This window comes from Rhizobium sp. RU20A (assembly GCF_900155885.1).
Taxonomy (GTDB): Bacteria; Pseudomonadota; Alphaproteobacteria; order Rhizobiales; family Rhizobiaceae; genus RU20A.
This window is the reverse complement of sequence record NZ_FTMB01000001.1, coordinates 726,047-740,361: the sequence shown is the minus strand read 5'-3', so window position 1 is coordinate 740,361 and position 14,315 is coordinate 726,047. Positions and strand designations below refer to the sequence as shown.

At 66.0% G+C, this 14,315-nt stretch carries 11 protein-coding genes and 1 riboswitch; of the genes, 3 read left to right on the top strand and 8 right to left on the bottom strand.

Annotation, left to right across the window (positions count from 1 at the left end):
• Positions 1 to 286 precede the first annotated feature (286 nt).
• Positions 287 to 820 (bottom strand): DUF1003 domain-containing protein, encoded by a 534-nt coding sequence (locus F3H41_RS03615; protein WP_149738200.1) that lies wholly within the window; start codon positions 818 to 820, stop codon positions 287 to 289.
• Positions 821 to 1,022: 202 nt separating this feature from the next.
• On the opposite strand from F3H41_RS03615, the gene F3H41_RS03610 reads away from it, so the two are divergent.
• Positions 1,023 to 1,466: a GFA family protein gene (locus F3H41_RS03610; RefSeq protein ID WP_244616064.1), complete on the top strand. Its 444-nt coding sequence runs from the start codon at positions 1,023 to 1,025 to the stop codon at positions 1,464 to 1,466.
• A gap of 25 nt (positions 1,467 to 1,491) precedes the next feature.
• Here the strand turns inward: F3H41_RS03610 and F3H41_RS03605 are convergent, their stop codons facing one another.
• From F3H41_RS03605 to F3H41_RS03595, 3 genes are all read right to left on the bottom strand, one after another.
• Positions 1,492 to 2,406, bottom strand: a complete 915-nt coding sequence (locus tag F3H41_RS03605; RefSeq protein WP_149737180.1) for a hypothetical protein — start codon at positions 2,404 to 2,406, stop codon at positions 1,492 to 1,494.
• Between the two features lie 215 nt (positions 2,407 to 2,621).
• The gene (locus tag F3H41_RS03600) at positions 2,622 to 3,677 is read right to left on the bottom strand and encodes a hypothetical protein (RefSeq protein ID WP_149737179.1); all 1,056 of its coding nucleotides are present in this window, start codon (positions 3,675 to 3,677) and stop codon (positions 2,622 to 2,624) included.
• 247 nt (positions 3,678 to 3,924) lie between these two features.
• The gene (locus F3H41_RS03595) at positions 3,925 to 5,811 is read right to left on the bottom strand and encodes an LTA synthase family protein (RefSeq protein WP_244616120.1); all 1,887 of its coding nucleotides are present in this window, start codon (positions 5,809 to 5,811) and stop codon (positions 3,925 to 3,927) included.
• 433 nt (positions 5,812 to 6,244) lie between these two features.
• Between F3H41_RS03595 and F3H41_RS03590 the strand changes: the two genes are divergently transcribed.
• Positions 6,245 to 7,966 carry an NAD+ synthase gene (locus F3H41_RS03590; protein ID WP_149737177.1) on the top strand — a complete coding sequence of 574 codons (1,722 nt, stop codon included), beginning with the start codon at positions 6,245 to 6,247 and terminating at the stop codon, positions 7,964 to 7,966.
• A gap of 55 nt (positions 7,967 to 8,021) precedes the next feature.
• A riboswitch (cobalamin riboswitch) is annotated at positions 8,022 to 8,235 on the top strand.
• 166 nt (positions 8,236 to 8,401) lie between these two features.
• Positions 8,402 to 9,271, top strand: coding sequence for a 5,6-dimethylbenzimidazole synthase (gene bluB / locus F3H41_RS03585; RefSeq protein ID WP_149737176.1), 870 nt, complete (start codon positions 8,402 to 8,404; stop codon positions 9,269 to 9,271).
• Positions 9,272 to 9,325: 54 nt separating this feature from the next.
• Here bluB and F3H41_RS03580 read toward each other — a convergent pair whose 3' ends face one another.
• The 4 genes from F3H41_RS03580 to F3H41_RS03565 all read right to left on the bottom strand — a co-directional run bounded on the left by F3H41_RS03580 (position 9,326) and on the right by F3H41_RS03565 (position 14,196).
• Positions 9,326 to 9,652, bottom strand: a complete 327-nt coding sequence (locus F3H41_RS03580; protein WP_149737175.1) for a hypothetical protein — start codon at positions 9,650 to 9,652, stop codon at positions 9,326 to 9,328.
• An 82-nt stretch (positions 9,653 to 9,734) separates the two neighbouring features.
• Positions 9,735 to 10,838 carry a DUF2865 domain-containing protein gene (locus F3H41_RS03575; protein WP_244616063.1) on the bottom strand — a complete coding sequence of 368 codons (1,104 nt, stop codon included), beginning with the start codon at positions 10,836 to 10,838 and terminating at the stop codon, positions 9,735 to 9,737.
• A 171-nt stretch (positions 10,839 to 11,009) separates the two neighbouring features.
• Complete coding sequence (locus F3H41_RS03570) at positions 11,010 to 11,726, bottom strand: hypothetical protein (RefSeq protein WP_149737173.1); 717 nt, start codon at positions 11,724 to 11,726, stop codon at positions 11,010 to 11,012.
• A 160-nt stretch (positions 11,727 to 11,886) separates the two neighbouring features.
• On the bottom strand, positions 11,887 to 14,196 hold the full coding sequence (locus F3H41_RS03565) for an NADP-dependent malic enzyme (protein WP_149737172.1): 2,310 nt from the start codon (positions 14,194 to 14,196) through the stop codon (positions 11,887 to 11,889).
• Positions 14,197 to 14,315: the final 119 nt, after the last annotated feature.

Below are 14,315 nucleotides of genomic sequence, written 5' to 3'. Positions count from 1 at the left end.
GGGCCGCTTTTTTTGTTTATGACGGAGGCGCATGCCCCCACTCTGTCCGCAGCCATGGCGTGATGGTGCGAAAAGCGGCGGGGCATCAGCCTCCGTCATCAATCCTCACACCTGCGTCATTTGAAGGCCTGCGTCATCCTCGGGCTTGACCCGAGGATCCACGCCTCAGCCACTGCGCTTGCCGCATGGATGGTCGGGTCAAGCCCGACCAAGACGGCGGAGAGGGCAGCGCGTTTGGCGGCACTTTTCCGGGCCGCTCGCTTCGCAAGGTCGCCCATGTTCGGTGTCACCCCTTCGCCTCCGGCAGCTTCGCATGCAGCCGCGCCAGGTCTTCCCGCAGGGCCGCGAGTTCGGACAGCACTTCCATGTCGATCTTGCGGTGCAGGGACAGGATTTCGAGCTCCGCCTTCAGGTTCACCTCATAGTCCTTGGCCGCTTCGAAGCGATCCCGCTCGGCCTGCCGGTTCTGCGACATCATGATGATCGGCGCCTGGATCGCGGCGATCATGGAGAGGATGAGGTTGAGGAAGATGAAGGGATAGGGGTCGAAGGCGTCCTTTGTCAGGATCACCGTGTTGATGGCAGACCAGGCGATCAGGAAGACGATGAAGGAGATGATGAAGCCCCAGGAGCCGCCGATGCGCGCGATGCGGTCGGCGAGGCGCTGGCCGAAGGTGGCGTGGGCGGAAATGGCGGCGTTCACGTCGGTCGAGATGACCAGATGGTCCTCGGCGCGGTCCAGCACGCGGAGCTCGATATCGCCCAGCTTTTCGAGAGGTTTGCCGAAATGGCGGTGGGCAAAGCTGTGGCGCTTGGTGATCATCCGATGTTTCCTGGCTGTGGGAGCGGCAAAGGCGTCGAAACGATCCCGTTCCGCCGGATCTCCCTTGGATTTCTATCAGTCTTTTTGAAGACAGGAAGGCTGTTGCAGGCTTTTGAAGCGTCGCATCACATCTATGCGCTGGACAGAGGTCGCCTTCCTCGGCCACCCTTGCCACCCATATCAAAAGGGAGGACGGGCAATGACGGAACCGGCAATGACGGAACGGGCAGTGACGGAAAGGACGGGCGGATGTCTTTGCGGGGCGGTGCGCTTTGTCGTGCGCGGCCGGCTGCGGGAGGTGGTGTTTTGCCACTGCAGCCAGTGCCGCCGGCAGACCGGTCTCTACTACGCCTCCACCAATGCGGCGCGCGAGGACCTCGCCATCACCGGCGAGGCGGAGATCACGTGGTACGGCTCCAGCGCGCATGGCAAACGCGGATTCTGCCGCCACTGCGGGTCGGCGCTGTTCTGGTCCTATGAGGGTGCGCAGGGCATATCGATCCAGGCGGGCGCCTTCGATCAGCCGAGCGGCCTTCAGCCGGGCTACCACATCTTCACCGCCGACAAGGCCGATTTCTATACGATCGATGATGGGCTCGAGCAGTTCGCACGCGGGCGTGCGGGCCTGACGACGGATGGCTGATGCGGCGGGCAGCTTTCCCCTGCCGTCAGGTCCCGGCCGAACCGGTCGCCCCGTCGAAAGCCTCGGCGATGGCGGCGAATTTGACCGCCTGCCAGCCGGCATGTTCATCGATGAAGTCCTTGCTGATCCACAGGCGGCGGTTGCGCGTGGCGCCTTCCCAGCTCAGGACACCCAACTTTTCGGCCTTGTGAAAAAGGCGCCGGACACTCGTCAGCGACAGGCGGTAACGTTCGGCAAGCGCTGACAGCGCATAAGGGCCAAGCGGCACGCGTCCGGCCGTCGGGGCGACCGTCGCTGGCAGGGATGAAAACAGATCGTGCAGCACGTTGCTACCGCAATCGGTCCAGACGAAGGCGCCAACGGCCGGGGGCGGGGTGTGCCAGGCCGGATCGGCAATCAGCTTGGCCGCGGCGCGCTGATGGGCTGCGGTAAACAGCGCGTCGGGCCGTGCATCGAACGCCCGCACGCGCTCCTTGCCATCCAGCCGGTCGAGGCTGGCGATGTGGGCGCGAAACCACAGGCGCATCGCCGCCTCGCTCTCGGCCGTCAAGACCAGGGGCCGGCTGCGTTTGGTGCCGGGGTCGGGCACGTCGCTCACCATTTTGTGGGCGATCAGCTCGGCAAGATGCGCCGCGGCAGTGTTGCGGCTCGCCGCGCCGGTGCGGATTGCGATTTCCTGCAGGCGCGCGGCCGTGATCCCCGTCAGGGGCTCGCCGGGGTCGCGGGCCAGATGCAGCGCGAAAAGGGACTGGGTCAAAAGCCAGCGCTGCATGCTCGCCATGTAGCGCACCATCTGCGGGGCCCTGTCGTGGATCGCCGTCAACGCCTGTCCGATCGCCTGCAACTCGCGGGGAAAACCGGGATGGGCGGCGATCACGGCGGGATCATCGAGGCGGATGGCCGCGCTGCCGGTGAAAAAAGATGGACCCAAACTGTTCATGTCATTCGATCATTCTGGCGATGCCGGGAAGGCCGCGCCTGCTGCGCGCCAGTGCTGCCGCCGTCGAAAATGCGGAAACCCGAACGAAATCAGATATCCGTACGATATTCCGAAACTAGGGCGCCGGCCTCCTCTTTGCAATCGGCCGGCGCTCACTGTTGCTGCAATCCTGTGCATCTCCCGCCGCGCGTCGCGCCCGACCGGCCCTCGCGCCCTTAAAGAAGCGCAGCGGCAGCCTCCTGTCGGAGCGCGGCGAGCCGCACGCCGGCAGTGCCCTGCGCCGCGATCGCCCGTTCGACTGACAGGCGATCCCCGGACGGGGCGCCAGACACGGCCAGAGCCGCCCTGAAGGCGGCATCGATGGCGCGCAGGCGGTTGGCCTGCCAGTCGGCATAGGCCTCAGTGAGCGCGGGTGCGATGATCAGGCGGCGTGCGGAGCGCTTGCCGGTGCGCAGAACGACGCCGGTTTCCTCCGCCTGGGCGCAGAGCCGGCGCACATGGGTGCAGGATACGACATAGCGGTCGGCGAGCGCCGTCACACCGAAATCCTCGACTTCCAGCGTGGCGCCGGGCAGCACGCCGCAGGCCGCGCCTGTTGCGCTCTTCACGCTGTCGGCGGCACGCGCCATGAGATCGTCGATGAGAAGGCTTCCGGCATCGGTCCACAGGATCGGGCCGAGCGGGGCGGCGGGCTCGCGCCAGCCGGCGTCCGCCATCAGGTGGCGTGCCGCCAGGGGCTGGGCAATGCGCACCAGGCCCGGCTCGGCGATCAACTGGCAGCTGCGCTCCCCGCCATCCATGGCGTCGAGCACCTGCAACTGGCCGAGGAACCATCGCTGCATGGCCGCGCTTGCCTGCTCGCCCGGCGCCAGCGGCCGCACGCGCCGGTCGCCCGTCGAGGGCAGGTCGGCAAAGACACGCACGGCGCGCATTTCCTGCACGAAGGCCGAGACCGTGTTGCGGCTGGCGGCCCGGTGTTCGAGGATGAGGTCGAGCAGGTGGCCGGCGGTGAGCCCGCTCGCGCCGCCCTCATGGTGCAGGGCAAAAGCCGCCTGGCAGAGCAGCGCACGCTGCTGCGAACCCATCAGGCGCCGCAGCCGCGGAAACTGCGGCAGGATGTCGATCGTGTTGCGGGCGACCTGCCCGAGATGGGCAAGGACCGTGGCGCGGTCCGGCAGGTCCGGTGCGGCAAGGGCCTGGCGGAAGGCAGCGCCGGCGGCGGGCGCCAGGGCCGTGGCTGCAACGAGGGAGGATGGGGCGGGGGCGTGCATCGCGTCTTGATCCCGAATGTGATGCCGGCCCGCCATTGGCGGGGGCATGGCTTCGACAGGTTGTGAACGGCTGCCGGACCTTTGTTATTCGGTCCGACTGTGACACTGTCATTGCAAACGGGATTTTTGGCTGTTTCCTCCGTGACAGCCCTGGCTTGCGCCTGAAACTTTTTGACGGGCCCATGCAAAACGGCGGCCCTTGAGGCCGCCGCGCAGTCTTCTTCTCGACACGTTTAATGCCTGCCGGTCAGCTGACCGGCCGCGGAAACAGGTCGGCATGGGTTGGGAAGAAGCGTTCCGTGCCGTAGCGCTTGCCGAACATCATGTCGTGCTGGAGGAACCGGTAGTCGCGCACCGTATCGGGAATGACCTTCTGGCGAGCCCAGTCGGCCACGACCTCGTCCGTCTCGTTCACCAGCATGAAGCGGTCGACGATCCTGTGCTCGTCGAAGACGCGGCCGAGGAAGCCGGTGTAGTAGGGGTGCTCGAAGCCGCCGGCCTTCAGCGTCTGGTAGGAGATGAAAGCGGGGCTCACCGTGCCGAGATCGCGCACCGGGCCGGTCTTGCTGGACCAGACGATCAGCGGCGTTTCATGGGTGCGCTTCATCTCGTCCAGCGGCCCCTTGCGGGCAGCCGTCACGCCGGGCATGAATCCGGTGCTGGTATAGACGGTGTTCAGCGGCGGCAGGTGATCGCCAAAGAGCACGATGATCGTTTCGCGGTCGCGGTCTTTCGCCCAGTCCATCAAAAGCTTCAGGCTGTCATCGGCCTCCTTGACGCCCTGGGTGTAGGTTTCCAGTACCTGCCGGTCGGCTGCGGGCAGGTCGCCCTCGACCTTGATGGTGTTCTCGGCATAGCGGTTCGGCTCATAGGGGCCATGGCCCTGCAGCGTGACCGTGAAGAAGAAGAACGGATCTTCCATCTGGTCCGCCTGGCGGATGATCTCCTTGGTCAGCGCCTCGTCCGAAGTGAAGATGCCGCGCTTGGTCATGGCCGGCAGCTTTTCCTCCGAGCGGAACGTGTCGAAACCGAAGGCCTTGTAGACGGCGGAGCGGTTCCAGAACCAACTCTGGAACGGGTGGATGGCGCGCGAAACATAGCCCTCGCCCTTGAAGAAAGTGGCCATCGAGGGGATCGGATCGCGGATGTACTGCTGGTATGGAATGCTGCCATAGGGCAGGAAGGCATTGGAAAAGCCCGTCAGCGCCTCGAATTCGACATTGGCGGTCATGCCGCCGAATTCCGGCGACATGACGTTGCCGGACTGCATGGCGCGCATGGTCGGCATCGGGTCGGCGGAGAAGGTAACGTTCGGCAGGCGTGTGGGATCGAAGAGCGACTCGCTCATGACCACGATCACGTCGGGCTTGCCGCGATGTGTGGTCCCGGCCGGCACGATCGGCGCCTCGATGGCGTTGATGGCATCGCCCATATAGCCGGCAGGAGCGCTCACATTGGCCATGGGCAGGTTCAGCGCAAAGGCCATCGTGAAGCCGTTGTGCCGGTAGTTTTCAGTCTGGTCCCACATGATCGGGATGATGTTCAGCCGGTCGCGCAGCCAGGAAAACTGGTTGAAATCCATGATGTGGACGAAGCCGGCGAGAAGCGGCACGGCAACCAGCGCCCGGCCGATGCGCTGCCGGCGTGCCAGGCGCGGAAAGCGGCGCCAGGCAAAGACCAGCAGGCAGGCGAGCGCAACGACCGCGACCACGATGCCGACGGCAATGCCGAGAGCCGTCCACGGACGGTCGCGCACCAGAACCGGCATCAATTCCATGATCTGCCGGCCGAACAGGAAGTCGGTCGGGTAGAGCGGATCGGAGAGATAGATCTGTTTCTGCTTGGAAATCAGCGCCGGCAGAAGGGCGAGCGGCGCAAGGATCAGCACAGCGTAATGGGCGCGGCCGAACGCTGCGTCGAGGGCGAGGAACATCAGGGCAAAGATGCCGACGGTGGCGAGCGCAGGGCGCATCGGATCGGCAAAATAGGCAATGGTCTCGCTGAACGAACCGCGCTGAACGGCTTCGATGCCGGCCGTCAGTACGAGGGCGAGCGCCAGCGAAACGACGAGGGAGCCGATCGCGCCCAGCAGCGCATCGCGACGCGGCGAGCGGATGCTTCCGATCAGGGGGATCGTTCGGCCGCTGCCGGGGGCGGCGATGGGCGCCGCTGCCGTGTCGATGGTCGCCAAGCTTGTCTCCAGTCTGTCTGCGGCATGGCGGCCTTCACCAATCCTGCCGTTTCGCGTGGCCGGCATGCGACAGCGAAGCTGTCATCCGGGTGTCGCGCCAGTGTCATGGCACTGTCATACAAATGTCATGTTGAATGCTGGATGAATAAGTCAAGGCTTACCCCGGCCAATCCCCGATGGTCTTGCCGGCTGCACCGATCTCTTGCGCACTGCCATCCGCGTGCGCTGGCCTGTCACCACCGCGAGGCGGGGACGGTAGGACGTCATCTTCGTCCTCTTTTGCAAAGCCGAAGTGCCGAGAAGCATTTCGTTTTTCAGGCAAATGCTCTAAATGGCAGCTCGAACGGACCGCTATCCCGACCAAGAGGGCACGCCCATGACCGCTTCCGCTTCTCCCGCCGCTTCCGCGCCCCGGACCGGCGCGCGCGATACGCTCCGCATCGCGATCGCCCAGCTCAATCCGACGGTCGGGGATATCGCCGGCAATCTGGCGCTGGCGCGCAAGGCGCGTGCGCAGGCCGCTGCAGGCGGCGCCGAGCTCGTGCTTTTCACCGAACTCTTCCTCTCCGGCTATCCGCCGGAAGACCTCGTCCTGAAGCCGGCCTTCCTGAAGGCCTGCTGGGCCGCGCTGGAGGCGCTCACGGCCGATACGGCCGATGGCGGCCCGGGCGTCATCATCGGCCTGCCGCGGCAAGGTGAACCAAGAGGGGGGGAGGCCGTCCGGCACAACAGCGCGGCCATCATCGACGGCGGCCGCATCCTTGCGCTGCGCGACAAGGTCGATCTGCCGAACTACGGCGAATTCGACGAAAAGCGCGTCTTCGTCGAGGGCACCATCACCGGTCCCGTCGATTTTCGTGGCGTGCGCATCGGCGTACCGATCTGCGAGGAAATCTGGAACGACGCCGGCATCTGCGAGACCCTCTCGGAGGCGGGCGCCGAAATCCTGCTGGTCCCGAACGGATCGCCCTATTATCGCGGCAAGATGGATGTGCGCTATCAAGTCGTGCTGCGTCAGGTGATCGAGAGCGGCCTGCCGATCGTCTACGCCAACCAGCTCGGCGGGCAGGACGAACTCGTCTTCGACGGCGCCAGCTTCGCGTTCAACGCTGACAAGAGCCTGGCTTTCCAGCTGCCGCAGTTCGAACCCTGCGTCGCCTTTACCGATTGGGCCCGCACCGGCGAGGGCTGGGCCTGCGCGAAGGGTGAGATCGCAAATATCCCGCAGGCGGAGGAGGCCGATTACACGGCCTGCATGCTGGGCCTTCGCGATTACGTCAACAAGAACGGCTTCAAGTCCGTCGTGCTCGGCCTTTCCGGCGGCATCGATTCGGCCATCTGCACGGCGCTCGCCGTCGATGCGCTGGGGGCGGAGCGGGTGCGCACCATCATGCTGCCCTACCGCTACACCTCGTCGGACTCCTTCAAGGATGCGGAAGCCTGCGCGAAAGCGCTTGGCGTGCGCTACGACACGGTGCCGATCGGCGAGCCGGTCGATGCCTTCTCGTCGGCGCTCTCCGACCTCTTCGAAGGAACCGAAGAGGGCATCACGGAAGAAAACCTGCAGAGCCGCACCCGCGGCGTCATCCTCATGGCCGTCTCCAACAAGTTCGGATCCATGGTGGTGACGACGGGCAACAAGTCGGAAATGTCGGTCGGCTATGCCACGCTCTACGGCGACATGAACGGCGGCTTCAACCCGATCAAGGACCTTTACAAGATGCAGGTCTACGGGCTCTCGCGCTGGCGCAACGGCGCGGTGCCGGCCGGAGGGCTCGGTCCATCCGGCGAGGTCATTCCGGTCAACATCATCGACAAGGCGCCGTCGGCCGAGCTTCGCCCCAACCAGACCGACCAGGATTCGCTCCCGCCCTATCCGGTGCTCGACGATATCCTCGAATGCCTCGTCGAGCGCGAGATGGGCACGGAGGAGATCGTGGCGCGCGGCCACGATGGGGCAACGGTGCACCGCATCGAGCATCTGCTCTACATCGCCGAATACAAGCGCCGCCAGTCGGCGCCGGGGGTGAAGATCACCCGCAAGAATTTCGGCCGCGACCGCCGCTATCCTATCACCAACCGCTTCCGCGATCGCTGAGCGCCAGGCAGCAAGGGCCGCCGCGCGCCCCTCTTGCAAAGCGCCGGCGGTCATGGTCAAGTCCCGTCCGTCAGGTGCCCCGGTGTCGTGCCGGGGAGAATCGGGAATCCGGTGAAAATCCGGAACGTGCCCAACGCTGTCAGCGGGGCCAGACCCTCAGGCGAAACGTCGGCGTTTCGTCGCAAGCCACTGAAACGGAAGCTTCGGGAAGGCGAGGGTGCTGGATGATCCGCGGAGTCAGAAGACCGGCCTGATAACCATGGAGCGGCCCCGTATGGACGGCGGGACGCTTGGTTTGCGGCGGGATGCTGGCCTCGTGACGGGCGGCGTCCTTGCCCGCGGTCGTCCGCCTCCACCCAGTTGGGCCTCTGTTACCAGGGTCCGGGTCATCAAGGTTCGGTCGACCGCCGGCATCCGCTGAAGGGGAGGATGACGATGACGGACACCTGCGTTGACCGGATTGACGATGCCGAGCGCGTGCCGCCGGCTACCGATGCCGCGCCGGCGGCGTCTGCACAGACGGACGGAGACCGTGGCCACCTGGCCGAAGAGGAGACGGTCGCTGCGGGGCTTGGCCCCGAGGCTTGCGCCGAGCCCGATCCCTGGCGCGCGCATCGCGTCGCGGCCGGTCCGTTCGATGCGGCGGAGCGTGCCGCCGTCTACCGCGCGATCGAAACGCGCCGCGACGTGCGCGGCCAGTTCGAGCCGGCGCCGATCGACGATGCGGTGCTGCGGCGCCTGCTCGCCGCCGCCCATGCCGCCCCATCCGTCGGCTTCATGCAGCCATGGTCCTTCATCCGCATCACCGATCCCGGCGTGAAGGACCGGGTTCATGCCGCCTTCAGCGCCGCCAATGCCGAGGCCGAGGCGATGTTTTCCGGTGCGCATCAGGATCGATACCGTTCCTTGAAGCTCGAAGGCATCCGCGAGGCGCCCGTCAGCCTGTGCGTCACCTGCGATCCGACGCGCTCCGGCCCTGTCGTGCTGGGGCGCACCCACCAGAGCGAGATGGACCTTTATTCCACCGTCTGCGCCGTGCAGAATCTCTGGCTTGCGGCACGGGCCGAAGGCATCGGGGTCGGCTGGGTCTCGATCTTCCGCGAGGCCGACGTCAAGGCCATCCTGGGTATCCCCGATCACGTCCGCATCGTCGCCTGGCTCTGCCTCGGCCACGTCAAGACCCTCTACGACGCCCCCGAACTCGCCATCAAGGGCTGGCGCCAGCGCCTGCCGCTGGAGGAACTCGTCAGCGATAATGGCTGGGGGGGCGAGACGGCGTTGTTTGTGGAACAGACGCGGGAATGAAGCGAGACATGCAACGCCAACTTCCAAGCGCTGTTTCGTCTGCGCGGCTTGCCGTCACGGCCTGTCTTCGAGTGCGCTGACACGGTCCCCGACATCGCCGACCTGCTTCTCGATGCGGGCAAGCGAGGTTTCGATTGCGGTCTGGATGTTGGCGAGCGAGCCGCCCAGTTCCATTTTTACCATGAGCTCGATGTCGTCGCGAAGTTCGCTCTCGCGCCGCTCGACCCGCCGGACAAGGTCGTAATTCGCCGTCATCAATCGCATCATGCCGGCCATCTCCTGACGAAGGCCAGCCATTTCCTGTCGCAGCAACCGCATGTCATCGAGTTGCGCTTTTGCCTGCCGTGCTAAAAAATCGAGGCTGATCGTCTCTGACGTCATCTGCGTCACTCCGCTGCACGGCCATGATAGCGCGCAACAACCACTTCCACAAATACGCGTCACGCGCACGGACCCTTATCCCTCAATTCTGCACGGGCTGATATCCCGGCCCGGCGGGGTGGCGCAGGTCGATGCGGGATTCTTCGGGGGGCAGGAAGGTCGGGCCGACGTGGCGCACGCGCTTGTCGTTGGGCCGGTAGGGGCGTTCGTACTGGGTGGTGGCGCGCAGCGGCGTCTCGCTGAGGCCGGGCAGGGGCGTTGATTGCGCGGGCGTGGACGCGTTTGTCGCGCCGTCGCCGCTCGTCCTGGCGCCGGTATCGAGCGTTGCCGCCTCCGGCAGGCGGCAGCCGCACTGGGCGGCGCCGGCCCGGTCGCGGGTGCGGTAGGCGAAGGCGCTCGGCAGGTCCAGATAGGGCCGGCCGGTCGCTGCCGACACCATCTGGTCGCTCTCCTCGGTCGTCAGATTGTGATAGTAGAGTTCGGTCTGGGCCCCCGGGCAGCGGGCGGCACAGGCCGCCGCATCGCGGCCGAAATCGGCCGGCGTCGCATTCGAGGTGATCGGGAAGAAGGCGCCGTCGCAGGTGCGCACGCACATGGTGCGATAGGGACCGTTGGACTGGCCAGGCAGGGTCAGGACGCTCGATTGGCTGCCGCCGATGAAGGGCAGGTTCTCGTCGATCTCCGGCAGGTCTTTCAGGATGTTGCGCGGCTCCGTCGACGCCGTGGACGAGGCTTCGATCACCGTTTCCGTCTCGCGCGTGCAGCCATTTGTCGACAGCGCTGCCAGAATGAGGCTGCGCGTCGTCTCGACATTCATGCCGGTCGAGGCGCGGCGCCGTTCGCGCAAAGCCCCGAGATCGTTTTCAAGGTCGGCTATGCGGCCTTCGAGCGCCGTGCAGGCCGCCTCGTTCGGACCGCCGACGACGATGATGCTGCCCGAGGAGCAGCCGAGGCGGCGCAGTTCGATGCGGGCATTCCTGAGATCGAGGTTGACCCGCGACAGGCCGCCGGCCGTTTCGCTCAGCGCCGATCCCCCCTGATTGCCGAGGATTTCATTGCTGACGACCTGCGGCAGGCCGGCAAGCTTGGCCTGCAGCCGGTCGCAAACGGCCGATGTCGCGTTCGCCGCCGCGGCGGTCGACAGAAGCGAAACGAGGACGAGGGCGATACGCGGCGCGGCGATCACGGCGAAACACCTTGCAAGGGACAACGAAAGATCGGGGACGACCGCAGTCGGGCGTGACCATCCCATGAGCCCTTATCATAGCGTCCACACCGGCGCTGGCAACGCCGGGTGCCGATTTGCGTTAACGCGCCCTGTCCCCGCCCGATCAGGCGGGGCGCGACCCGCGCCCAATCAGGCGGCGCGGGCGTCCGGTCCCGTTGATGATCCGGCAAGGTTCGGCGCCTTGCGCCGACCGTTGTCGAGGAAGAAGCGGGCCATGGTCTCGGTAACGCCGAGCTCCCGCGCCATCACGGCTCCGCTCTTGCCGGAGCGTGCCCCTTCGAGCGCTGCCGTTTCCCGTGGCGTCAACGCGTGGCGTTCGCTCTGCTCTCGCGTGCCCGCCTTGCGGTCGGCAATGGCGGCGTGGAAGAGGCTGGCGATGAATTGCAGGTCGCGCAGATGGGTGTGCAGGAAAAGGCGCCACTCAGCCACCGCCATCCCGGTTTCGAGGATCAGCACGGCGGCGCGTCCCGTCCCGGTCTTCAACGGCAGGGCAATGCCCTGCAGCGGACGGTTGTCGGCGGCGACATCGACGGTGAGATAGGCATTGGCGCCTGCGCTGCGCCGCACGAAATCATAGTCGAGCGGGCGAAAGCTGCGGAGCGCCATGTCCAGCGCGCGGTCCTCGATGCGGCCCTCCGCGCCGAAGCAGGGGCCGGTGCGGGCGCGCGTGTGGGTACCCTCCGTCACCCGGGCGAAAAAGGCGCCGCCACGCCTGTCAGCATCCACGAACAGGAGATCGCTGAAGCCGTAATGGCGGCGCATCAGCGCAAAGAACCTGTTGATGTCGATGACATCGCTGGTTTCGAGATAGGCAAGCAGCGTTTCGAAAGCGTCGGTAGCGGCCATGCTGTCCCATCCCCATGCCGTGCGCGCGCCTGTAAGGCGCCCATTGAAGGGCTGAGACACCATGCGAGGCTTGCGCCGGCCTGACCATGTCGGCGGCGGGGGATCTGCCGTTTTCGACAAAAGGGGGCGGCCGGACGCGCGGTGCGCCCGGCCGGGTCGGTCAGAGCGGGTAGCTCGCTTCCGTTACCGCCAGCGCCGCCATGTTGACCACGCCGCGCGAGGTCACCGACGGCGAGAGAATGTGGGCGGGCAGGGCGGCGCCGAGCAGGATGGGGCCGACATGCAGGCTGTCGGTCATGCTCTTGACGACGCCGAGCGTGATGTTGGCGGCATCGAGGTTCGGGAAGACCAGAAGGTTGGCTTCGCCCGACAGCGTCGAGTGCGGCATGACGCGGTGGCGCAGCGCCTCGGAGATGGCCGAATCGCCATGCATCTCGCCGTCCGCTTCGAGATCCGGGGCGAGTTCGCGCACCAGCGTGATCGCCTTTCGCATCTTGAAGGCACTTTCGCTGTCGCGTGAGCCGAAGTTGGAATGCGAGACGAGGGCCGCGCGCGGCACGATGCCGAAGCGGCGGATTTCCTCGGCCGCCATCACGGTCGCCTGGGCGATTTCTTCCGCGGTCGGGTTGAAGGTCACATAGGTGTCGGTGAAGAAGGTGGCGCCGCGCTGCGAGATCAGAAGGCTCATGGCGGAGAAGTCGAGAACGCCAGCCTTCTTGCCGATGATCTGCGAGACATCGCGAAGGTGGCGGCTGTAGCGTCCTTCGACGCCGCAGATCAGCGCATCGGCGTCCCCACGACGCACCGCGAGCGCACCGATCACGGTCTGGTTGGTGCGCACGATGGTGCGCGCAGCTTCCGGAATGACGCCGAGGCGGCCGACGAGGGCGAAATACTCGTCCACATAGTCGCGGTAGCGCGGATCGCCTTCGGGGTTCACCACCTCGAAATCGCTCTCGGGGCGGATGCGCAGGCCGTAGCGCTTCAGGCGCGTTTCGATGATCTGCGGACGGCCGATGAGGATCGGCTCGGCAATGCCGTCTTCGAGCAGCACCTGGGCGGCGCGCAGCACGCGCTCGTCTTCGCCTTCGGAGAAGATCACCCGCTTCTTCGACGCGCCCTTGGCGGCGTTGAAGACCGGCTTCATGATCAGGCCGGAGCGGAAGACGAAGCGGTTCAACTGGTCGAGATAGGCGTCCCAGTCGGTGATCGGCCGCTCGGCCACGCCCGATTCGGCGGCGGCGCGGGCCACGGCCGGCGCGATGCGCAGGATGAGCCGCTGGTCGAAGGGCGAGGGGATGAGATAATCGGGGCCGAAGATCGGCGTGTCGCCGGAATAGGCGCGTGCGGCGACGTCGGAGGGCTCCTCGCGGGCGAGCGCTGCGATGGCGCGCACGGCGGCCATCTTCATCTCTTCGTTGATCGTGCTGGCGCCGCAGTCCAGCGCACCCCTGAAAATATAGGGGAAACACAGGACGTTGTTGACCTGGTTGGGGAAGTCGGAGCGGCCGGTGCAGATCATCGCGTCCGGACGGGCGGCGCGCGCCAGTTCCGGCATGATTTCCGGGTTGGGGTTGGCGAGCGCCATGATCAGCGGGCGCTCCGCCATCTGCACCAGAAGCTCCGGCTTCAGCACGCCGGCAGCGGAAAGGCCGAGGAAGACGTCGGCACCGCCGATCGAATCGGCAAGCGTGCGCTTGTCGCTCTTCTGTGCGTAGACGGACTTCCACTCGTCCATCAGCACCTCGCGCCCCTCATAGACGAGGCCTTCGAGGTCGTGGACCCAGATGTTTTCGCGCGCTGCGCCGAGGGTGACGAGAAGGTTGAGGCAGGCAAGCGCCGCCGCACCGGCGCCGGAGGTGACGATCTTGGCCTTGGCGATGTCCTTGCCGGCGAGTTCGAGCCCGTTGAGGATGGCGGCGGCGACGATGATGGCGGTGCCGTGCTGGTCGTCGTGGAAGACCGGGATGTTCATCTTTTCCCGCAGGCGGCGTTCCACCTCGAAACATTCGGGCGCCTTGATGTCTTCCAGATTGATGCCGCCGAAGGTCGGCTCCAGCGCCGAAACGACGTCGACCATGCGGTCGATCTCGGGCGCATCGATCTCGATGTCGAAGACGTCGATGCCGGCGAATTTCTTGAAGAGGACGGCCTTGCCTTCCATGACGGGCTTGGAGGCGAGGGGGCCGATATTGCCGAGGCCGAGAACGGCAGAGCCGTTCGACACCACCGCCACCAGATTGGCGCGGGCGGTGTAGGCGGCGGCGGCGGACGGGTCGTCCTTGATGGCGAGGCAGGGGGCGGCGACGCCGGGCGAATAGGCGAGCGCCAGGTCGCGCTGGTTGCCGAGCGGCTTGGTCGGCGTCACTTCCAGCTTGCCGGGGCGGGGATAACGGTGGAAGAACAGGGCCTGCTGGTCGATATCTCCGGTTGCCGGAACCGCTTTGCCGTCCTTCTCGCCCATGCTCATCGTGCTCGCTCTCCCTGCTGATGTTTCAAATGATGTTTCAGGCGCGGCCCTTCTGGCATGAATTGCGACGAAGGTACAGATTGACGCCTTGCATGGCTCGGCGCCGAGCCATGCATGCG